The organism is Brevibacillus sp. HD3.3A (assembly GCF_013284375.2).
GTDB lineage: Bacteria > Bacillota > Bacilli > Brevibacillales > Brevibacillaceae > Brevibacillus > Brevibacillus parabrevis.
Window position 1 is genome coordinate 5,500,001 of the sequence record NZ_CP085874.1, and the last position, 20,322, is coordinate 5,520,322.

19 protein-coding genes (1 of these 19 running past the window's edge) are annotated in these 20,322 nt (G+C 51.9%); 4 read left to right on the forward strand and 15 right to left on the reverse strand.

Features of this window, described 5'->3' with window-relative positions; all coding sequences use genetic code 11:
- The 9 genes from hisF to hprK form a co-directional block, all read right to left on the reverse strand.
- A protein-coding gene (gene hisF / locus HP435_RS25745; protein ID WP_173599943.1) for an imidazole glycerol phosphate synthase subunit HisF crosses the window boundary here: on the reverse strand, window positions 1-721 show its 5' portion. It extends 38 nt beyond the left edge of the window; only the first 721 of its 759 coding nucleotides appear in the window; its start codon is at window positions 719-721; the stop codon falls past the left edge of the window.
- Window positions 711-1,460: a 1-(5-phosphoribosyl)-5-[(5-phosphoribosylamino)methylideneamino]imidazole-4-carboxamide isomerase gene (hisA, locus tag HP435_RS25750; RefSeq protein WP_173599942.1), complete on the reverse strand. Its 750-nt coding sequence runs from the start codon at window positions 1,458-1,460 to the stop codon at window positions 711-713. Before hisA ends, hisF begins: the two co-directional genes overlap by 11 nt.
- Window positions 1,457-2,071, reverse strand: coding sequence for an imidazole glycerol phosphate synthase subunit HisH (gene hisH, locus HP435_RS25755; protein ID WP_173599941.1), 615 nt, complete (start codon window positions 2,069-2,071; stop codon window positions 1,457-1,459). The genes hisA and hisH overlap by 4 nt, the downstream gene beginning before the upstream one ends.
- A gap of 1 nt (window position 2,072) precedes the next feature.
- Window positions 2,073-2,672: an imidazoleglycerol-phosphate dehydratase HisB gene (hisB, locus tag HP435_RS25760; protein WP_122966114.1), complete on the reverse strand. Its 600-nt coding sequence runs from the start codon at window positions 2,670-2,672 to the stop codon at window positions 2,073-2,075.
- Window positions 2,669-3,967: a histidinol dehydrogenase gene (gene hisD, locus HP435_RS25765; protein ID WP_122966113.1), complete on the reverse strand. Its 1,299-nt coding sequence runs from the start codon at window positions 3,965-3,967 to the stop codon at window positions 2,669-2,671. Before hisD ends, hisB begins: the two co-directional genes overlap by 4 nt.
- Window positions 3,968-3,989: 22 nt before the next feature.
- On the reverse strand, window positions 3,990-4,637 hold the full coding sequence (hisG, locus tag HP435_RS25770; RefSeq protein WP_063229311.1) for an ATP phosphoribosyltransferase: 648 nt from the start codon (window positions 4,635-4,637) through the stop codon (window positions 3,990-3,992).
- Window positions 4,638-4,640: 3 nt separating this feature from the next.
- Window positions 4,641-5,816: an ATP phosphoribosyltransferase regulatory subunit gene (locus tag HP435_RS25775; RefSeq protein WP_122966112.1), complete on the reverse strand. Its 1,176-nt coding sequence runs from the start codon at window positions 5,814-5,816 to the stop codon at window positions 4,641-4,643.
- 226 nt (window positions 5,817-6,042) lie between these two features.
- On the reverse strand, window positions 6,043-6,540 hold the full coding sequence (locus HP435_RS25780; RefSeq protein ID WP_122966111.1) for an acyltransferase: 498 nt from the start codon (window positions 6,538-6,540) through the stop codon (window positions 6,043-6,045).
- Between the two features lie 15 nt (window positions 6,541-6,555).
- Window positions 6,556-7,491 carry an HPr(Ser) kinase/phosphatase gene (gene hprK / locus HP435_RS25785; RefSeq protein WP_063229308.1) on the reverse strand — a complete coding sequence of 312 codons (936 nt, stop codon included), beginning with the start codon at window positions 7,489-7,491 and terminating at the stop codon, window positions 6,556-6,558.
- Between the two features lie 244 nt (window positions 7,492-7,735).
- Here hprK and HP435_RS25790 point away from each other — a divergent pair, with 244 nt between their 5' ends.
- The 3 genes from HP435_RS25790 to HP435_RS25800 are packed head-to-tail and all read left to right on the forward strand — an operon-like array spanning window position 7,736 to window position 9,862.
- Window positions 7,736-9,088 carry a sensor histidine kinase gene (locus HP435_RS25790; protein WP_173596441.1) on the forward strand — a complete coding sequence of 451 codons (1,353 nt, stop codon included), beginning with the start codon at window positions 7,736-7,738 and terminating at the stop codon, window positions 9,086-9,088.
- Between the two features lie 16 nt (window positions 9,089-9,104).
- Window positions 9,105-9,713 (forward strand): accessory gene regulator ArgB-like protein, encoded by a 609-nt coding sequence (locus tag HP435_RS25795; protein ID WP_173596440.1) that lies wholly within the window; start codon window positions 9,105-9,107, stop codon window positions 9,711-9,713.
- Window positions 9,714-9,718: 5 nt separating this feature from the next.
- The gene (locus tag HP435_RS25800) at window positions 9,719-9,862 is read left to right on the forward strand and encodes a hypothetical protein (RefSeq protein WP_173596439.1); all 144 of its coding nucleotides are present in this window, start codon (window positions 9,719-9,721) and stop codon (window positions 9,860-9,862) included.
- A 60-nt stretch (window positions 9,863-9,922) separates the two neighbouring features.
- Here HP435_RS25800 and HP435_RS25805 read toward each other — a convergent pair whose 3' ends face one another.
- From HP435_RS25805 to uvrB, 4 genes are all read right to left on the reverse strand, one after another.
- A complete protein-coding gene (locus HP435_RS25805; RefSeq protein WP_063229305.1) occupies window positions 9,923-10,291 on the reverse strand; it encodes a phage holin family protein in 369 nt (122 codons plus the stop codon).
- A gap of 33 nt (window positions 10,292-10,324) precedes the next feature.
- On the reverse strand, window positions 10,325-10,954 hold the full coding sequence (locus HP435_RS25810; RefSeq protein ID WP_122966108.1) for an HD domain-containing protein: 630 nt from the start codon (window positions 10,952-10,954) through the stop codon (window positions 10,325-10,327).
- 124 nt (window positions 10,955-11,078) lie between these two features.
- Entirely contained in the window at window positions 11,079-13,946 is a 2,868-nt protein-coding gene (gene uvrA, locus HP435_RS25815) for an excinuclease ABC subunit UvrA (protein ID WP_063229303.1), read from the reverse strand.
- A gap of 14 nt (window positions 13,947-13,960) precedes the next feature.
- Window positions 13,961-15,937, reverse strand: coding sequence for an excinuclease ABC subunit UvrB (gene uvrB, locus HP435_RS25820; RefSeq protein WP_122966107.1), 1,977 nt, complete (start codon window positions 15,935-15,937; stop codon window positions 13,961-13,963).
- A gap of 178 nt (window positions 15,938-16,115) precedes the next feature.
- On the opposite strand from uvrB, the gene HP435_RS25825 reads away from it, so the two are divergent.
- Entirely contained in the window at window positions 16,116-17,048 is a 933-nt protein-coding gene (locus HP435_RS25825; RefSeq protein WP_122966106.1) for a flagellar hook assembly protein FlgD, read from the forward strand.
- A gap of 63 nt (window positions 17,049-17,111) precedes the next feature.
- On the opposite strand, the gene HP435_RS25830 is transcribed toward HP435_RS25825, so the two are convergent.
- Together HP435_RS25830 and HP435_RS25835 are read right to left on the reverse strand one after the other, a co-directional pair.
- Window positions 17,112-18,818 (reverse strand): hypothetical protein, encoded by a 1,707-nt coding sequence (locus HP435_RS25830; RefSeq protein WP_173599940.1) that lies wholly within the window; start codon window positions 18,816-18,818, stop codon window positions 17,112-17,114.
- Window positions 18,819-18,968: 150 nt separating this feature from the next.
- A complete protein-coding gene (locus HP435_RS25835) occupies window positions 18,969-20,237 on the reverse strand; it encodes a PDZ domain-containing protein (protein WP_122966104.1) in 1,269 nt (422 codons plus the stop codon).
- Window positions 20,238-20,322: the final 85 nt, after the last annotated feature.

Consider the following 20,322-nt stretch of genomic DNA (forward strand, 5'->3'; position numbering starts at 1 on the left):
CTTTCACCGATTGGATCGATGTCTCATCATAGTGGAAAATCGAAGCTGCCAAAGCAGCATCGGCCTTCCCCGCTGTCAGCACATCGTAAAAATGTTCCTTCGACCCCGCTCCCCCAGAGGCAATCACCGGAATGTTTACCGCTTCCGAGACTTGCTTGGTCAATTCAATTCCAAAGCCCTTCTTCTCGCCATCATCATCCATACTGGTCAAAAGAATTTCGCCAGCTCCCAACGCTTCTGCTTCCTGCGCCCAGCTGATGACATCTTTTCCCGCAGAATTGCGCCCGCCGTGCGTATACACGTCCCAACGCCCTTCTCCCACTGCTCTGGCGTCGATCGCAACCACGATGCACTGGGAGCCGAACACACTCGCCCCTTCGCGAACCAGCTCCGGTCGAAGCACCGCAGCCGTATTCAACGAGATTTTATCCGCACCCGCCCGCAAAATCCGCTTCATGTCCTCCACGCTGTTGATCCCGCCGCCAACGGTAAAAGGAATCGTAATATTCGCTGCCGTCCGCTCGATGACGTCCACCATTGTCTTGCGCCCTTCGTGGGAAGCGGAAATATCGAGAAAAACAAGCTCGTCCGCCCGCTCCTCGCTGTATTTTTTCGCCAGCTCGACCGGATCTCCGGCGTCGCGCAATCCTACAAACTGAACTCCTTTTACGACACGACCGTCTTTTACGTCGAGGCAAGGGATGATTCGTTTAGCCAACATTGCTTTCACGTCCCTCCATCCGACCAAGCGCTTCTTCCAATGTAAAAGCGTCCGTGTAGAGCGCTTTTCCGACAATCGCCCCGGAAACGCCGTCGGCTGCGTGCTGGGCCAACACCAGAAGATCGTCAAGCTGGCTTACTCCTCCCGATGCGATAACCGACTTGCCTGTCGCTTGCGCAAGTGCAGCAATTTCCGCGACATTCGGCCCTGTCATCGTACCGTCACGGGCGATATCTGTATAAATGAACGTTTCCGCACCATACGTGACGAGCCGCTTGGCCAGCTCAGTCGCTGACACGTCAGTCGTCTCCAGCCACCCCCGCGTCGCCACCATGCCGTTGCGGCAGTCCAGCCCGATGGCGATTTGGTCGCCATAAGCTTGCAAAATCCGCTTGGTAAAAGGCTCGTCTTCAATCGCCGCCGTACCGACGATCACCCTCGCCACACCTGCTTCAAGATAGTCCTTGATCTGCTCTTCCGTGCGGATGCCGCCGCCGACTTGCACAGGTACGGAAATCGTGCGGGCAATTTCCTTGATGATCGCAGCGTTGACCGGCTTCCCTTCCTTGGCGCCGTCCAGATCAACGAGATGTACCCAGGATGCTCCCTGTTCCACCCAACGCTTTGCCATGGCAAGCGGAGAATCGGCGTACACCGTTTCCTTTGCATAATCTCCTTGAAACAACCGCACGCATTTTCCACCGCGAATATCAATAGCTGGATAAATGATAAAACTCACGCCAAAACCCCCTCGCATTGAACGGCAAAATTGCGCAGCAGCCGCATTCCGGTCTCGCCGCTTTTTTCCGGGTGGAACTGCATCCCGTACACTTCGCCCTGCGCCACAATCGCTGTCACATCCTGATAGTAGTCGCTCGTCGAAAGCAGCACCTCTGGTTTGCACTTCACATGATAAGAGTGGACAAAGTAGACATAATCGCCTTCTGCAACTCCCGCCAAAAGCGGATGCTCGCGGTGCAGACGCAACTGATTCCAGCCCATGTGCGGCACCTTGTAATCCCCTTGGAAGCGGACTGCTTCTCCGCCAATCAAGCCAAGCCCGGTATTTTCCCCATGCTCCTCGCTTTTGTCGAACAAGAGCTGCATCCCCAGACAGATGCCCAAAATCGGCCTGTTTGTAGCCGCGTACGAACGGATGGCTTGATCCAGCCCCAGCTCTCTGATGTTCGCAATAGCGTCGCCAAAAGCCCCTACTCCGGGCAAAATCAACCCGCTATACTCCTGCAACCGCTCAGGGGCGGACACAAATTCGTACGAATAACCGAGCCGCTCCAGAGCCTTGCTCAAGCTGTACAAGTTGCCCATGCCATAGTCGATGATGCCAATCATGCTACAAAACCCCTTTGGTAGACGGGACCCCTTTGACACGCGGATCAATCGTCGTCGCTTCGTCCAGAGCGCGGCCGAGCGCTTTGAAAATGGCTTCGATCATATGGTGCGTATTGTGGCCGTAATGCAAAATCACGTGCAAGTTGATCCGCGCTTCAAGCGCCAGCTTCCATAAAAACTCGTGCACAAGCTCAGTCGGAAATTGCCCAACCATGTTCGTCGGATAGGCAGCCCGATACTCCAGATGCGGCCGATTGCTAATGTCGATCACCACTTGGGCCAGCGCGTCATCCATCGGAACAAAAGCGTTGCCGTACCGTTTGATTCCTTTTTTGTCCCCCAACGCCTCGCGGATACAATGTCCGAGACAAATGCCGATATCCTCCACCGTGTGGTGATAGTCGATCTCGATATCCCCTTTTGCTTTTACCGCCAGATCGAAATGCCCGTGACGCGTGAACAAGTCAAGCATGTGATCCAAAAAGGGTACGCCTGAAGCCTGACTGCTTTCCCCGGAACCATCCACCCCAAAGGAAAGGGCGATTTGCGTCTCATTTGTGTTGCGCTCTATTTCTGCTGTACGCAGCGTACGTTCACTCATCGTTTGCCACACTCCTGCTCTTCGCGTTCAAAGTCGCGCAGCCTTTCCGCTATGGCGCGCCCATGTCCTGCCAACCCTTCCTGTTCAGCCAGGGTAACGATCTTTTGTCCGTTTTTTCGCAAATCATGCTTGCTGTAGGAAATGACACTGGACTTTTTAATAAAGTCATCCACTGACAGAGGAGAGGAAAAACGCGCAGTGCCATTGGTCGGAATGACGTGATTCGTTCCGGCAAAATAATCCCCGACAGGCTCCGAGCTGTACGGGCCGAGAAAAATAGCCCCGGCATTTTGTACCTTCCCAAGCTGTGCGAATGGCTCGGCAATCATGATCTCCAAATGTTCGGGAGCGATCTGGTTGATGACCGCAAACCCTTCGTCCAAATCCTTGACAAGCAAAATGGCTCCGTAGTCGCGAATGGCTGCCGCGGCGATCGCATGGCGGGGCAAATCCGCCAACTGCCGTTCTACCTCAACAGCTACCTGCTCGGCCAACTCCTGCGACGCAGTGACCAGGATGGCAGCAGACATCGGATCGTGCTCAGCCTGCGACAGCAAATCCGCAGCTACATAACGCGGATTGGCCGTTTCGTCAGCCAATACGGCAATCTCGCTCGGTCCTGCCACCATGTCGATACTGACCAGCCCAAACACTTCCCGCTTTGCCAGAGCGACAAAAATATTTCCCGGTCCGACGATCTTGTCTACCGCCCTGATTTGCTCCGTTCCATAGGTGAGTGCCGCAATGGCTTGCGCTCCGCCCACTTTGTATATCTCCGTTACCCCCGCAATTTGCGCTGCGACGAGAATCGCCGGGTTTACTTTGCCGTCCGCTCCGGGAGGCGTTGTAATCACTACTTCTGGAACGCCCGCAATTTTTGCCGGAATCGCATTCATCAACACACTAGAAGGATAGGCTGCCGTGCCCCCTGGCACATACAGTCCCGCCCGCTGCAAAGGACGAACCAGCTGCCCCAGCATCGTGCCGCTTTCTTTTGTCACAAACCACGACTGGCGCACCTGACGACTATGATAATCGCGGATGTTCTCTGCCGCTTCCTCCAGTGCAGCTTTGACCTGTGCAGATACTTGCCCGTTCGCCTCGGCAAATTCCGCCTCCGTCACCCGAAACTGCTCCAGTCGCACGCGGTCAAACCTCTCTGTATACTCCCGCAATGCTTCATCTTTGCGCTCCCGAACATCCGTCAAAATGGCTCTGACAGCTTCTTGCTGTTCTCTCGTACCCGACTCCACTGACCGCTTCCCGTCAAACTCGCTGGCTGCCATAATCCGCATGGTCGCTCTCCTCTCCCCGTCTCTATTTTCTGCCTGGAATGACCTCAAGAAATTTTCCGGCGATGTCATCGACCGCTTCGCTTTTCATCCGATAGCTCGCTCGATTGGCAATCAGCCGAGTCGTAATCTCGCAAATATGCTCCAGCTCCACCAAGCCATTTTCCTTGAGCGTCCGCCCCGTAGAGACAATATCCACGATGCGGTCAGCCAGTCCGATCATCGGAGCCAGCTCAACCGAGCCATTCAGCTTGATAACTTCGACCTGCTGCCCTTGCTCGCGAAAATAACGGGAAGCAATCTTCGGGTATTTCGTCGCTACTCGCGGCGAGTCGGTCGGCTTCCAATCGGGCAATCCTGCCACCATCATGCGGCAGTAGCCAATCTGCAAATCCAGCAGCTCGTACACATCCCGTTCTTCTTCGAGCAAAACATCCTTGCCGACTACACCCACATCAGCAACTCCGTACTCCACATATGTCGGGACATCGGCAGGCTTTGCCAGGATGAACTCAAGACTGGCATTTTCCACCGGAATGACCAGCTTGCGCGAGTCCTGCAACTCAGCCGTTACTTCCAGGCCAGCTTGCTGCAAAAAGTGCACAGCCTCTTCAAAAATCCGCCCCTTGGGCATGGCAATCGTCAGCTTTTGCTCATTTGCGAAAAACGCCATCTGCTAATCCTCCTGTTCCGTCATGCAAATCACCCTGCTGTATCCTTGACCATTTTCTGCCGCGATCTCTGCCCTGCCGCCAACGAGTCTCGTGATAACCACGACTCCCTCCGCCCTCAGCTGCTGTGCCTTTGCCAGCGCTTCCTGACGCCGTTTTTCCGTATACAGCAGCAAAATTCGTTCGGTAGTTTCCCCTTTTACAGAGGGAGTAACGGTCAAAAGCCGATCCATTTTAATCGCAAACCCGGTGGCAGGAGCGGAACGTCCGAATTGCGCCAAAAGCTGATCATAACGGCCGCCACCCAACAGCGGAGAGCCGAGATCGGCTGCGTATCCTTCAAACACGACACCCGTGTAGTAATTCAGATTGATAATCAAATTGAAGTCCAACAGCAAATCTTCGGTGACGCCGTAAGCTTCCAGTGAGTCCCACAGCGAAGCAATCGTTTCTACCGCTTGCCCCGCTTTTCCATCCCCTGCTAAGGCTCTCGCCTCGGCAATCTTGCCTTTTCCGCCGCGCAAACGAAGCAAGGCATCCAGCCGTTTCTTCGCTTCGAAATCGATCCCGATCGTCTCCAGCAATTGGCGAAAACCAACAAAATCGCGTTCGTACAAAAACTGGCGGAATTGCTGGCGCGTGTCCTCATCGGCAATCACATCCTCCAAAAGCCCGTCAACAAAATCAACGTGTCCGATGGCAATGCGGAACGTCTCTACCCCTGCCGCACGCAGACAAAATACAGCAAGCGCGATGGCCTCGGCATCCGCATCAACTGAGCCATCCCCGATCAGCTCAATTCCCGTTTGAAAAAACTCCGCATTCCGGCCAGCTTCCTTTTCCTGCGCCCGAAATACATTGGCCTGGTAAAACAGCCGGATCGGCAGCGGCACATCCTTATATAAAGAAGAAACAACGCGAGCGATTGGCGTAGTCATATCCGGCCGAAGCACAACGGTATGCCCCTGTTTATCCAAAAGCCGGAACATTCGGTCCGTCAATGTTGCGCTCGCCGTCCCGACCGTATCGTAATACTCCAGAGAAGGCGTGGAGATTTCCTCGTATCCCCAACGCTCGATACAATGTCGCAACGACCGCTCCAAATGCCGTTGTTTCGCCAGTGATTCCGGTAATATGTCCCGCATCCCCAGCGGTTTTTCAAATCCCAACGGCTTCGCCATCGTCATTCCCTCCACCCATTCGCTTTACTCTGCTAATATGGTAACAAACTAAAGTGTTATGAAGAAGATTACCACGAAGCTCCGTTTAAGGTCAACAGAGATAAGAATAGTCGAAAAATTCTTTACCATGATCTTGCGCTACATAAAATATAGAAAAGAAGCCCGCCAATCAACGGACTCCCTTTTCTACCTAATTCTTCTACTCGCTGACGAACAGCCCTACTCCCTAATGGTCCGCAAGCCCTCCGGCGCGGATCACTTGCATCGGATTGCCGCCGACAAAAGCCCCCGGCGCTACGTCTTTATGTACCACGGTTCCTGCTGCTACGATCGCTCCGTCCCCAATCGTCACGCCTGGCAAGATAGTCGTATTGGCTCCAATCAACACTCTGTCGCCGATGATTACTTCGCCCAAGCGGTATTCCTCGACCAGATACTCATGAGCGAGGATGGTCGTATTGTAGCCAATCACACTGTTCTTGCCGATTTTGATCAACTCCGGAAACATCGTATCCATCATGACCATCAACGCCACGGCAGTCTCATGCCCGACCTCCATGCGCAAAAAAGTACGGTACATCCAGTTTTTCCAGGCCGGAAAAGGCGTATAGCGGGCAAGCTGGATGACAATGAAGTTTTTCATGACTTTCCAAAAGCTGACCGTGCGATACATTTGCCAGAGAGGGTTCGCTCCCTGGACCGGATAACGTGTTGTCTTTCTCATGCGCTGCTCCTCGTCCTACAAGTCCGAATCGGCATCTTCCAAAATCGCGTTGGACTGCTTGCGCGAGAAGTGCATCGCCGCATTGTAGCCCATCCGCTTCAAGCGGAAGTTCATCGCCGCCACTTCGATAATGACAGCCAGATTTCGTCCTGGGCGCACTGGAACGGTAATGATCGGAATTTCCGTGTCCATGATCTTCAACGTTTCTTCGTCCAGCCCCAGACGTTCGTACATTTTGTGTGGCTCCCACAGCTCCAGTTGAACCACCATTTCAATATTTTTCACATTGCGGACCGCACCTGCTCCGAACATGGTCATCACGTTGATGATCCCCACCCCGCGAATTTCAAGCAGATGCTGAATCAGTTCGGGGGCGCTGCCGCTAAGCTGACCACCTTGCGTCTGGCGAATCTCGACAGCGTCGTCTGCAACCAGGCGATGCCCGCGCTTGACCAGCTCCAGAGCCGCTTCGCTTTTCCCGATTCCGCTCGATCCCATAATCAGAACCCCGACGCCGTAAATGTCTGTGAGCACCCCGTGAATCGTGGTAGTAGGCGCGAGGCGATTCTCCAGAAAGTTGGTCATTTTGCCGACAAGCGTAGTCGTAGCCAGAGGGGATTGAAGTACAGGCACGCCCCAGTTGTTCGACGCCTCGATCATTTCCTCAGGTACAGGCTGGTTGCGGGTGACGCAAAAACATGGCGTCTGCCCTTGCATCAAAAAGTTCATCCGCTCCAGTCGTTCATCTCGGTTCAACGTTTGGAAAAAGTTGATTTCCGTCAAGCCAAACAGCTGAATCCGCTCTTCCGCGTAATAGGAGTAGTAGCCAGCCAACTGCAATCCGGGACGGCTCAAATCCGTCACTGTAATCTCGCGTCCCAGCCCTTCCTCGCCACTCAAAATCGTCATATTGAAATGATCCACAATGTGGCTTACATTTGTCCTTCGCATCAAAGCTTCCCCCTTGTCTGGGATAACCGTCCCCGGTAGTTCTTCTATTGTATCGAAACCGTCTTGCCTCCGACAACCTTTGCCAGGCAAGTCCTCGTGTCTATCGGATCAATTTGTCGTATCATTTACATTTTTCTTGTTATTTCATAAGATAGAAAATGAGGTTGGTATCAGGCAAAATCCGAGTTACAGTTCATATATAGACTGTTTTTCCGAATGTCGGACAAAAAGAGGAGGCAACAACTTGGACTTTTTACTCCGTTTCTTACTCGTAGACCTACCCGAAGCCTTCTTGCTACTGACGATTAGTTTAGCTTTTTTCAACCTGTCGGTGTTTGAGAAGAAAAAACAAGCTATTCTCTTTAGCCTGTTGTTTGCCGTGACTGGTGAACTGCTCACTGTGTTGGAGGTATTGTATCAGCCGAAAGTGATGCTGATGTTTGTATGTACAGTTGTTCTCCTTGTTCTTTTCTACCACTTCAATCTTCTCAAAGCGGTTTTTATGGGAACAGTTGCAATCGGTATTATGCTTCTAACCGAGTCAATTATCATTGCCATTTTTAACAGTCAGCAATTATTTTTAGAGGAGATCATGTCCTCTACCACTCTGGCTGTCGTAGCACGTATTTTGTACCTCGGCGTCTTTCTGGCCGTTTGCATACTGTTACGAGCAAATAAGTTCGATATTCGCCAGATGTTCCAGTACAACAATTTGAATCGGTTAAATCGATATCTGTTCCTGCTGATCTTATTGGGCAGTATTGAATTTTTCCTTATCTTGTTCATGAACACATCGTTTTTTCTACGAGGAAACAATTCATCCATATTCGCTCTTTATACTCCACAGTTTCAATTGTTTTTTCAACTGGCCATTTTGGGGCTATTTATTGCCATTGTAATTTTGTTCCGTATTTATTTAAACCTGACTATCAATCGGGTAGAAGAAGAAACAGGCACACCTTATTTGAGCAGCATTCAAGATTTATATACGGCTGTTCGCTCTATCAAGCATGACTCCTTGAACCATTACACTGCCATCAACGGCCTTTTGAAAAAAGAATTGCATAGTCATGCGAAAGAATACGTGGAACAACTGCTGAAGGAAACCGTTTTGATCGAAAAATCTGCGGATTCAAGCTCGCAAATATTGGAGCAAATCAAAAATCCTGCAATCGCCTCTTTGTTGCAATCCAAAATGGTAGTCTGCCTGGCTGAGCGGATCTCGCTCACGATGGAAATAAAAGAAATCAGCCAGTTCTCACAATATAAGACATATGATCTGATCAAAATGTTAGGCAACTTACTCGACAACGCCATTCGCGCAACCTCCTTTGAACTGGAGGAAAATCGTTACATACGCTTGGAATGGGGCCAAACAGACAGCGAGCATTACCTCTATATCGAAAACAGTGGCCCAACAATTCCCGAGAACAAGCTGAATGGAATCTTCCAAATGGGCTATACCACCAAAAAGAATGGAGAAGGCGGACTTGGACTCGCGATTGTCAAAAACGTAATAGAACGACACAATGGCAAAATTCAGGTTAAATCTGCTGATGGCATCACCAGTTTTCGCATTTCGTTTGTAAATCGATAGCAGGGAGGCCCCCAATATGACCTGGACAGGGAAAATGTCAGGGAAAATTGCCCAACGCATCAAGACAGACGATACGCCGTATACTGTGGGACAACTCGCACACGGAATCGAACTTTTCTTGCTTAATGCTCTTAATCTTTTCATCATTCTGCTCGTATCTGCTGCATTAGGATTACTTGTGGAAGTTGTTCCTCTTCTATGCAGTCTCTTTATACTCCGAACGTTGACGGGCGGCGTTCATTTGAAAAACCCGTGGTCATGCCTGGGAGCAACACTCCTACTCCTGTTAGTCGGTGGCGCCATTATCAAATATGTTCCCATGCCTTCTCCCCCTGCCTTGTCACTCCTGACACTTATTACTGCAGGGGCAGGCGCTCTGATCAATTACTTATACGGTCCAGCAAAACATACGTACATGCCTGACAATCCTGCAATTCAAAAAAGACACCGGAAGATCGCAATATTACTAATCACAGTCGGTTGCATTCTTTCACTATTGTTGGTAGAATATTCCTATAAGCACTCTATGACTTACATCCTAGCAGTTTTCTATCAATCTTTATTTCTTACGCCTGCTTCGTTTCGGCTCGTATCTGTTCTGGAAAAAACTTTTTCGAGAGGATGATACTCATGAAGAAAGTGCTTTCGACTGTTTGCAAGTTCTTTGGCGGTCTGTCTAATTTGAATTCCTCAGGCGCTTTAAAAGCTGCCATATTCCATGAACCTCTTCCGCCACACATGAGAGAAGAAGAAAAATCAAAAGTTCAAGCATGATCCCCTATCACTAACAAACCCGCGCACTCCTCAACGAGCACGCGGGTTTTTTGATGCTTGCTACCTTTTCTCTTTTTTCATGCCGACGACCATTTCAATCAGCCAGCCGAAAATACTCATCAGCGCAGCGGCTACCATCACGATGCCGATGTTGTCTGGCCACGGTCCTACCTCGAAACCGTCGATGAAGTAGGCTGTCAAAGCAAACGTCAGGGCGTTGATGACGAACCAGAACAGCCCCATCGTCAAGATCGTCAGCGGCAAGGTGAAAAACGTCAAAACGGGGCGGATCAACGTGTTCACGACACCCAAAATCAGAATGGCCCACAAGGCCACGGTGAAATTGGCAACATAGATAGACGTAAACCATTTGCTGATCAGAAGCAAGGCCGCGCCGTTCAGCAGCATTTTGATTATCCAACGGATCATTCTCATTCCTCCTTTGGCTGGCGTCACCAGTGTCTACAAGAGCCCTTTTCCTTCCAAGTCCCAGCGCTCAAAAAATCGAACCATGAACTCGTGACGCTCCTCGGCAATTTGCCGGGCTGTTTGCGTGTACAGCCTGTCTTTGATGCGTCTCAGCTTCCATTCGTATTCTTTTGCCGGAGTATGCTGCTCCTCGTCGTCAGATTGGATAGGACCTCCAATAACACCAGTATAAGCAAAAACTCTGGCGACTCCAATAGCGCCTATTGAATCGAGTTTATCTGCATCAAACAAAATTTTCTCCTCCAACGATGCTGGAGGACGGTCTTTGCGAAAGCGATGAGCCAATATAGCCGACTGCACCCTTTTGATCTCAGCTTGCTCCATTCCCCGCTCTTGCAGCCATGTTCCTGCTGCCCTCGCGCTGATCTCGGCATGGCATTCCCCGGTTGCGCGCTCTTGTGCCCTTCCGACATCGTGCAGCAACGCTGCCAGCCGCAATACCTGCATGTCCGCCCCTTCCTCGCAGCCAATCCGCTCGCACATCGCCATGACGCGCAGATTATGCTGCCAGTCATGAGCCGGGTCCTGCCCGTCAAAACAGCGCTCGGCCTCCTGAACCAAATCGGCCGGAAGCGCAGCTATCGCTTGCTTTGCGTAATCCATAGCTTCTCCTCCTCCGTCTCGCCCTTGCATCACCGCACGACCATGTGCCAGTTGCCAGTCACTCGTTTTCTTTTTTAAACAGCAAAAGACGCCCCCCTGAACAATCAGAGAGGCAGTCTTTGGTTTACTTCGACACCAGCTGTTCCAGCTTGGCAATCGTTCTCGCTTTGTCTCTTTCCAAAATCGGCTTGAGGTATGTTCCGGTATACGAGCCTTCCAGCTTCGCCACTTCTTCCGGAGTACCCGATCCGACGATCTGACCGCCGCGCGTACCGCCCTCTGGCCCCAAATCGACGATGTAGTCAACTGTCTTGATGACGTCCAGGTTGTGCTCGATGACCAGTACCGTATCGCCATTTTCCACCAGACGCTGCAACACCTTCAACAGACGATCAATATCGTCTGTGTGCAACCCTGTCGTCGGTTCGTCCAAGATGTACAACGTACGCCCTGTGCTGCGGCGATACAGCTCGGATGCGAGCTTGACACGCTGCGCTTCGCCACCGGAGAGAGTCGTCGCAGGCTGTCCAAGCTTCATGTAGCCAAGACCTACATCCACGATCGTTTGCAGCTTGCGCTCGATCTTCGGCAGGTTGCGGAAAAACTCAACCGCATCCTCAATCGTCATCTCCAAGACGTCTGCGATGCTCTTGCCTTTGTATTTCACATCGAGAGTCTCCCGATTGTAGCGCTTGCCGTGGCACACTTCGCAAGGCACGTACACGTCCGGCAAAAAGTGCATCTCGATTTTGATAATCCCGTCACCGCTGCACGCCTCGCAACGGCCGCCTTTGACGTTGAAGCTGAAACGGCCCTTTTTGTAACCGCGCACCTTGGCTTCGTTCGTCGAGGCAAACAAATCGCGAATGTCATCAAAAACACCCGTATACGTCGCCGGATTAGAACGCGGCGTCCGGCCAATCGGCGATTGGTCGATGTCGATTACTTTGTCCAAATGCTCCAGCCCGACGATTCGGCGGTGTTCGCCCGGTTTTACTTTGGCGCCGTTCAGATCGCGCGACAGCACCTTTTGCAAAATCTCATTGATGAGCGTACTTTTCCCGGAGCCTGATACCCCTGTCACAGCAACGAACAGCCCCAGTGGAAATTTGGCCGTAACGTTTTTCAGGTTGTTTTCCTTCGCGCCTTCGATCTTCACCCATTTGTCAGATGGCTTTCTGCGCTCCAGCGGAACAGGAATGAACTTTCTGCCGCTCAAATAAGCGCCTGTCAGCGAGTTTTCATCTTTCATCACTTCTTCCGGCGTGCCGGCAGACACTACTTGACCGCCGTGGATGCCTGCTCCCGGACCGATATCGATAATATAATCGCAAGCCATCATCGTATCTTCGTCGTGCTCGACGACGATCAGCGTATTCCCCAGCTTGGTCATATGCTCCAACGTTTTGATCAGACGGGCGTTGTCCCGCTGATGCAGACCAATGCTCGGCTCATCGAGAATGTAGAGGACGCCCATCAAGCTGGAGCCGATCTGGGTAGCCAGCCTGATCCGCTGCGCCTCTCCCCCCGACAACGTCCCTGCCGCACGGCTCAAGGTGAGATAATCCAGTCCGACATCAATCAAAAAGTTAAGCCGTGCCTTGATTTCTTTGACGATCAGATTGGCGATCTTCGCTTCCCGCTCCGTCAGCTCCAGTCCGTCAACGAACTGATGGGCATCGAGAATAGACAAAGTCGTCAGCTCCGAAATGCTGCGCTCGCCGATCTTCACAGCGAGGCTCTCCTGGCGCAAACGATGCCCTTTGCAGACAGGACAAGGCTTTTGGCTCATGAAGCCTTCGATTTGCTCGCGAATGTAGTCGGAGCTGGTCTCCAGATGACGCCTTTGCAGGTTGGGCACGACGCCCTCGAAGGGCACGACTGCTTCCCGCACTTGCCCGAACTCATTTTCATAGCGGAACTGGATTTTCTCTCCTTCGCTGCCGTACATCAAAATCTGCACCTGCTCAGGAGTCAGCTCCTCGTACGGGATATCCATGCGAATATGGAAGTGGCGGCAAGCCGATTCCAACAACTGCTGGTAATACGTCGACGACTTCGGCTCCCATGCGCCGATCGCCCCTTCGTGCAACGTCTTGGTGGCATCTGGAACAACCATATCCGGGTCTACTTCCAGCTTTACTCCCAACCCGTCGCACTCCGAGCACGCACCGAACGGGCTGTTAAAGGAGAAAATCCGCGGCTCCAGCTCGCCAATGGAAAATCCGCAAATCGGGCAAGCGTGCTTCTCGCTGAACAACAGCTCCTCTTGTTCCATCACGTCGACGATGACTTTGCCATCTGCCAGACGCAAGGCCGTTTCCAGGGAATCCGCCAGGCGAGACTGCACATCCGGCTTCACGACAACGCGGTCCACCACAACCTCAATGTTGTGCTTCTTGTTTTTCTCCAGCTTGATGTCCTCGGACAAATCGGTAATCTCGCCATTTACGCGCACGCGAACAAAGCCTTGCTTGCGGATATCTTCCAACAGCTTGACGTGCTCGCCTTTGCGCCCCTGAACCATCGGAGCGAGAATTTGCATTTTGGTGCGCTCCGGATACTCCATCAGGCGATCGACCATCTGTTCAATCGTCTGGGATTGAATCTCGATGCCGTGTTCGGGACAAATCGCCCGGCCGACACGCGCATACAACAAGCGCAAGTAGTCGTAAATCTCCGTGACCGTACCAACCGTAGAGCGCGGGTTGCGGCTCGTTGTCTTCTGATCGATGGAGATCGCAGGAGACAGCCCTTCGATCGAATCGACATCCGGCTTGTCCATCTGCCCGAGAAACTGGCGGGCATAAGCAGACAGGGACTCGACATAACGGCGTTGTCCCTCTGCATAAATCGTGTCAAAAGCAAGCGAGGACTTCCCCGAACCGGACAAACCCGTCAAAACGACGAATTTGTCCCGCGGGATCACTACATCAATGTTTTTCAGATTGTGGGCACGAGCGCCCTTGACGACAATATGTTCCAATGGCATGAAAATACCTCTCCTTAGAGTTCCGCCTTCAGTTCCAAAATCAAATCACGCAGTTCGGCCGCACGTTCGAACATCAGGTTGCGCGCCGCTTCCTTCATTTCTTCTTCCATACGCTCGATAACAGCCAGTCGATCCTTCTTCGGCATCTTCTTGAAGTCCGCGTGTGGCAAATAGTCTGCTTTTTCCTCTGCCACCTTGGTCGCCTCGATCACTTCGCGCACGGCCTTTTTCACCGTTTGCGGCGTAATTCCGTGCTTCTCGTTGTAAGCGATCTGAATAGCTCGCCTGCGTTCTGTCTCGCGAATCGCGGAGTTCATCGAATCTGTCATTTTGTCGGCGTACATGATGACACGCCCCTCAGCGTTACGGGCTGCCCGGCCGATCGTCTGAATCAGCGAACGCTCGTTGCGCAGAAAACCTTCTTTATCGGCATCCAAAATCGCCACAAGCGATACTTCAGGCAAGTCCAAGCCTTCCCGCAGCAGGTTGATCCCGATCAGCACGTCAAATTCGCCCAAACGCAAGGAGCGCAAAATTTGCATCCGTTCGATCGTCTTGATGTCGGAGTGCAGATAGCGTACCTTGATCCCGATTTCCTTGAGGTAGTCCGTCAAGTCCTCGGACATTTTTTTCGTCAGAGTCGTGACCAGTACGCGCTCGTTTTTGGCAATCGTCGCCTGGATTTCCCCGATGAGATCGTCAATCTGTCCTTTGATCGGGCGAACCGAGATCGTCGGATCGATCAGCCCTGTTGGACGGATGACTTGCTGCACCACTTCCGGGCAATGCTCCAGCTCGTACGGGCCGGGTGTTGCAGAAATGTAGATAGCCTGGTTGACCTTTTCCTCAAACTCCTGGAATTGCAGCGGCCGGTTGTCCTTCGCAGACGGCAGGCGGAATCCGTGCTCAACCAGGACGTTTTTGCGCGCCTGGTCGCCGTTGTACATCCCCCGCACTTGCGGCAAAGTCATGTGCGACTCGTCGATCAGCAAAAGGTAGTCCTCCGGAAAGTAGTCCATCAAAGTGTACGGAGCGTGCCCTGCTGGCAGCCCTGTCAAATGTCGCGAGTAGTTTTCAATCCCGGAGCAAAAGCCCATCTCCAACATCATTTCGACATCGTAGCGCGTGCGCTGTTCCAGTCGCTGCGCTTCCAGCAGCTTTCCCGCCGCTTTAAGCTCGGCCAATCGCTCTTCCAGCTCCACTTCGATGCTTTGAACGGCCAGCTTCATTTTTTCTTCGCGGGTGACATAGTGAGAAGCAGGGAAAATGGCTACGTGGTCGCGCTGTCCCAAAATCTCTCCGGTCAACACATCGATAGAGGTAATCCGCTCAATTTCGTCCCCGAAAAACTCCACACGAATAGCCTGTTCGCTCTGCGACGCGGGAAAAATCTCCACGACGTCTCCACGAACCCGGAAGGTCCCGCGTGTGAAGTTGATATCATTGCGCGTGTACTGAATGTCGACCAGGCGATGCAAAATCTCGTCTCGGCCTTTTTCCATCCCCACTCGCAGCGACAGCAACAGTTCCTTGTACTCTTCAGGCGAACCCAAACCGTAAATACAAGAGACAGAAGCGACAATGATGACGTCCCTCCGCTCAAACAACGCACTGGTCGCCGAGTGACGCAGCTTGTCGATCTCGTCGTTGATGCTGGAGTCTTTTTCAATAAATGTATCCGATTGGGGAATGTATGCTTCTGGCTGATAGTAGTCGTAGTAGCTGACGAAGTATTCCACCGCGTTATTCGGGAAAAACTCCTTGAACTCTGCGCAAAGCTGGGCAGCCAGTGTCTTGTTGTGCGCCATCACCAGCGTCGGCTTGTTCACCTGGGCAATTACTTGGGCAGCCGTAAACGTCTTTCCCGTACCTGTTGCACCGAGCAGTGTCTGGTGCCGCTTGCCTGCCTGGATGCCTGCCACCAGTTCGGCGATAGCGGTCGGCTGGTCACCGGACGGTTGATACTCCGATACCAATTCAAAACGCTCCATTCCCTCGTTCATCTCCTCGTTGCAAGACTGTTCTATTTCCATTATAACACAATTTAAGCTCTGATAAGCCAGAAATTCGAACAAATGTTTGTCTTCATCCTTCGACAGATTATACCGATAATAAGTAGTAGTGCACAAGTATGTACGGTTAGACTCGCCACCTTCAGGGAGGATCGACATGTCAGATATCGGAACCACCGTTAAAAATAATCCTTATATACAGCCACACATGAGCTACCAGGGCAAAAAAGAGTTCTCGGCAGAGCTGGATAACAATGCGTTCATGAAACTTTTGCTGGAACAGTTGAAGCATCAGGACCCTACATCCCCGATGGATAACTCGCAGTTCATTCAGCAAACGAGCATGATGACCATGGTGGAGCAAATGAAAAAGATGTCCACCTTGATGGAGCAATCCAACAACAGCATGCTGACGCTGGAAAAATACGAAGCGCTGACCGGTCGCACCGCAACCTACTCCCTCACGACCAAAGACGAAGTGACGGGTGAAACTGCGACTCAAACAAAAGAAGGCGTGCTGGAAGCCGTCTACATGGACAAGGGCAAAATATACTTCCGCATTACTGGAGAGACTAACCCGATTCCGCTTGCAGACATCAAAGGACTGGAGTCGCAAGGCATGACGGGGAATGCGCTGGACAGCAGTCTCAAGTTCATGAATATGATCGGCAAAGACGTTTCGTACAAAACGACCAAAGAAATAGACAAAGACGGAAACCCGGCTACTACGGACGACATCACAAAAGTCGACGAAATCGCCAACGCCGTCATCACCGGGTTCACAACAAAAGACGGAATCACTCAGTTCTCGCTGAACAACGGTCAGACGGTCAAGCTCGATCAGGTCGTCGGCATGAGCGTGAAGCCGGAAAACAATGCCATGAGCAACTCGTTGCAATATGCGCAAATGATCGGTTTCAACGTCACTTACACAGAAAGCCAAACCAACACGGACGGTTCAAGCTCAAACAACAGCCTGAATGGCGTCATCAAGGCTGTCAGCATGAAAAACGGCATCGTAGAGTTCGTCTTGGCTGATGACAAAAAAATTGCGCTGAATCAAATCACCGGATTTGAAGCGAGCGCCTAGTCTAGTTACACACAAAAGCCGCCTCTTCTGTAACGCAGAAAGAAGGCGGCTTCTTATTTTTGCTTATTCTTTGATAATGGTCTGCCCCGTCAAAGCATCAACATACACCGTCGTGTCAATCTTGGCATTTGCTCCGCAGAAGCAGTGCGAGCGAGTTTGCCGGAAAGACAGGTCGTAGCCCAGTTTAAAGGTAATCGCATTCGTCTGCGCATCCCGCTGGTGAATGTAGTTCAGTTCAAGCGGCAATACGCCGAGCAACCGATCCATGGCAGCCTGCTCCTTGATCGCCTTGGAGCTTGCAGGGTACACCACGTTTTCCGGACGGTTTATGCTGACTTCTTCGATTTTGCCCGTCCATGAATTTACTTTGACCGTATACATGCCAGCTTCTTCACTCTGTCCGATTCGGTAGACCGGGACATTTCCCAGCAGTGGATCAAGAGCCAGCGAGGTGTACTTCTCGTCGCCGATATCCGTCACTCGCAGCTGGTTGCTGCCGGAAAGAACAAGCCGCTTCAACAGCATTTCCACTGTTTTGCGATCGCGGTTTTTGTCGGTTTTGGCAGCAGCCCCTGGTTCATTCGCCTGTCTGTAAATAAACTGCTGCATCTGTCCCGTCTTGGCATCTGTTACGAGCATGATGTGCTGCCCCTCAGCCTTACTGACGCCCTCTGGGAACTGGCCGATTTGGTATTTCTTGTCCTGGTCAGTTGCGTCCTTTTGGAAGTGGCCCCAGATAAAATAGCGCACAGCCTCACCGTTGTCGTGTTTCTCCTCCAAAATGGTCATCGGCAATCTTGCCGTTTCCAGTTTGAACAGGATGCGCAGCAAGTTGCGTGCCTCTTTCTCCGTTTGGGCCGTCCATTTTTCTCCTGTACCGGTTACATTTAAAATTTGCGGCAATTTGTCAGGTGCGGCCAACTTTTTACCGCTCGCGGCATCCACTGCGCTTCCTGTATGTTCATTCGCAATGATGCCGCCTTTAACGATATAGGCAAGCTTCGCTTCCGTCCGGTTTGGCTGGTCCTGCTCCGGCAACAAATAGACCAGCTCCAGCGGTCGGCTCGCCTTCCATTGCGTCAGAGCTTGTGCAGGAGACAAGACGCGTTGCGCGGAAGGAAGCGTCGCAGGATTTATTTTTTCGTACAAGCGTCCGTCAAATGTTTCAAACGCGATGATCCGTCCCGCTGCGTCAAAGCTGACAAAGTTGTCGTAGGCGTCGTCCAACGCTACATTGTTTACTTTGCGGACGAGTCTGACCGTGAGTTTGCCGCCTGCGTTCGTCACTTCTCTGGCCTGATACGTGCTGCCTGATGCAGCCAAGCCCGCGACAAACGCCTGCGCCCGAGCCTTCGCCTGCTGCTCGGTAGGAAAAGCCGGCTTCGTAGCCGCTTTGGGAGCAAGTTCGAGTTTGAGCAAATTACCTGTGGCCGAATCAAAAATGGCTCCGTCTACTGCCTTGTTTGCCTCAGCAGCGGAAAGCGCAAAAGAAACCTTTGCTCCACTGACTCCGGGACCATCCACATCCCCAACGTACACAACGTGCCGTGCAGACAGTTCAGGCAAAAGGCGAACCAGTGTTTGAATCCCTTTTGTTACAGGAACAGGGACAGCAACAACTTCCTGGGCACGCGCTACTGCTCCTGACGCAGCCGCCTTGTCAGGGCTAGTGCTGGCTCCCGCAAGTGGCACCACGATCAGACTTGTCGCGGCTAATGCTCCAGTCAAGACACACAGGACCGTTTTTTTGATTTCGGACAAATGTCTCACTCCCCTTTTTTCCTCATACATTAAGACGTTCCAGTTCCGCATAAGTTTCTGAATAGACAAACATATCAAGAAAAAAATTTTTATCGAATCCGTCCCTTTTATGAAAAAAAGGCGTGCAACATCTGTCGCACACCTTCTCTTCCCCTTTGCTCAAGCGCCTACATTCAGTTTTTCAAGCTTTTGCTTGATCAGCTCAACTACGCTGGAGCGTTTCAAATCGACAAATACGCGAGTGGTTGCATCCGGCACTACGATAATGCCCAACTGATGATGGTTGCCAGCGTAGACTGCACACTGCACGAACTTCAGCTCTCCATCGCGCGTGAGCACTTCCATTTTGCAAAAAGCCGAGTTGGCTTGCAAGGCCGGATACAAATCCGTCTTATCCCGCACTGGAATGCCGTTCACTTTGACGATGATCTCCCCTGGAGCAATCCCGATTTCTTCCGCCCGCGTGCCCGGAATGACTCCCATCACCTTGATGCCGCGCGAGGATTGGATGAAATACGGTGACCGCTGCCGCTCTTTTAGCTGACTCCAGAAAAACAACGCTTCGTGTCCGAATAACGCGAACAAAGCGGCGAGCAGAACAAGCGGCATGAACAACACCGACAAGGCGCAAAGCGCCAAAAGCCCGATAGCGTACCAGATAAGGCTTTTGGAAATTTGCTTTGCCTTGCTGCGTGGTGTCATCGTTTGGGTCATATCGGAAAAACCGGTGACCGTAGGCAACAGCAACAAGCCAAAGGAAGCAAGCTCACCCGAAAAAAACGGCCAGCCCGGATACAAAGTGCCGCTGATCGTTCCCGGCTCGACCTGAACAAACAGGGCAAGCGGAGTCAGCCAGAAAGAATGCAACAAATACGCACCGACAATGCGCCCGCGCTGCCCTTCGACAAACAGCGGCGAAGCATCTCTGCCTCCGTTCCAGCGGACGAGCATCGCTTCAATCAAATGCATGATCGCCACCAAGGCAAGCAGCGGCACTGGCTTGGCTTGCAGCAACATTGTCCAGACAGGACCGATTACCTCGACGTCTTTCAGCCCCGGAGCTACTTGGGCAATTGTGTGCAAAATCGCGAGCAAGCCTGCGGCATACGCGAAGCAAAGAAAACGTAAACGAATCAGCGCCAACAGCAGAGCCAATCCCCATAAAATCCATAAATCTTGCGCCTGTACAACTACTCCCAGTCCTGCGGCGAGAAGAGAGATGCAAAGTCCCCCTACTACGCCCATGCCTGCCGCCCGGATTGTCGAGAGGAGCGGTGTTTGCATGCGTGCGGCAAACAGCTGCCTTTCCAGGTTCATTTGCCTGCGATAGTGCAAGTAAATGAAGCCGAGAAACAGGTAAAAGACGGGGTTGAGAAAAAACGCGGCAAAGCCATATGCAATGGAAAGCATATCTGCCTGAATCGCCAAATGCCTCACCTCAAATAGAAAAAAGAAAACCACGACATGTGATTTGCCGTGGTTATCATTTCTACGGAAACAAGGGGATTCCCTG

What these genes read in the sequence shown, in the direction of transcription:
- HP435_RS25775 (WP_122966112.1), bottom strand. Translation starts at nt 5,816, where the DNA reads ATGGCGAAGCCGTTGGGATTTGAAAAACCGCTGGGGATGCGGGACATA.
- hisG (WP_063229311.1), bottom strand. Translation starts at nt 4,637, where the DNA reads ATGGCGTTTTTCGCAAATGAGCAAAAGCTGACGATTGCCATGCCCAAG.
- hisH (WP_173599941.1), bottom strand. Translation starts at nt 2,071, where the DNA reads ATGATTGGCATCATCGACTATGGCATGGGCAACTTGTACAGCTTGAGC.
- HP435_RS25800 (WP_173596439.1), top strand. Translation starts at nt 9,719, where the DNA reads ATGAAGAAAGTGCTTTCGACTGTTTGCAAGTTCTTTGGCGGTCTGTCT.
- hprK (WP_063229308.1), bottom strand. Translation starts at nt 7,491, where the DNA reads ATGCGAAGGACAAATGTAAGCCACATTGTGGATCATTTCAATATGACG.
- hisB (WP_122966114.1), bottom strand. Translation starts at nt 2,672, where the DNA reads ATGAGTGAACGTACGCTGCGTACAGCAGAAATAGAGCGCAACACAAAT.
- HP435_RS25780 (WP_122966111.1), bottom strand. Translation starts at nt 6,540, where the DNA reads ATGAGAAAGACAACACGTTATCCGGTCCAGGGAGCGAACCCTCTCTGG.
- uvrB (WP_122966107.1), bottom strand. Translation starts at nt 15,937, where the DNA reads ATGGAGCGTTTTGAATTGGTATCGGAGTATCAACCGTCCGGTGACCAG.
- HP435_RS25795 (WP_173596440.1), top strand. Translation starts at nt 9,105, where the DNA reads ATGACCTGGACAGGGAAAATGTCAGGGAAAATTGCCCAACGCATCAAG.
- hisD (WP_122966113.1), bottom strand. Translation starts at nt 3,967, where the DNA reads ATGCGGATTATGGCAGCCAGCGAGTTTGACGGGAAGCGGTCAGTGGAG.
- HP435_RS25810 (WP_122966108.1), bottom strand. Translation starts at nt 10,954, where the DNA reads ATGGATTACGCAAAGCAAGCGATAGCTGCGCTTCCGGCCGATTTGGTT.
- HP435_RS25825 (WP_122966106.1), top strand. Translation starts at nt 16,116, where the DNA reads ATGTCAGATATCGGAACCACCGTTAAAAATAATCCTTATATACAGCCA.
- HP435_RS25805 (WP_063229305.1), bottom strand. Translation starts at nt 10,291, where the DNA reads ATGATCCGTTGGATAATCAAAATGCTGCTGAACGGCGCGGCCTTGCTT.
- uvrA (WP_063229303.1), bottom strand. Translation starts at nt 13,946, where the DNA reads ATGCCATTGGAACATATTGTCGTCAAGGGCGCTCGTGCCCACAATCTG.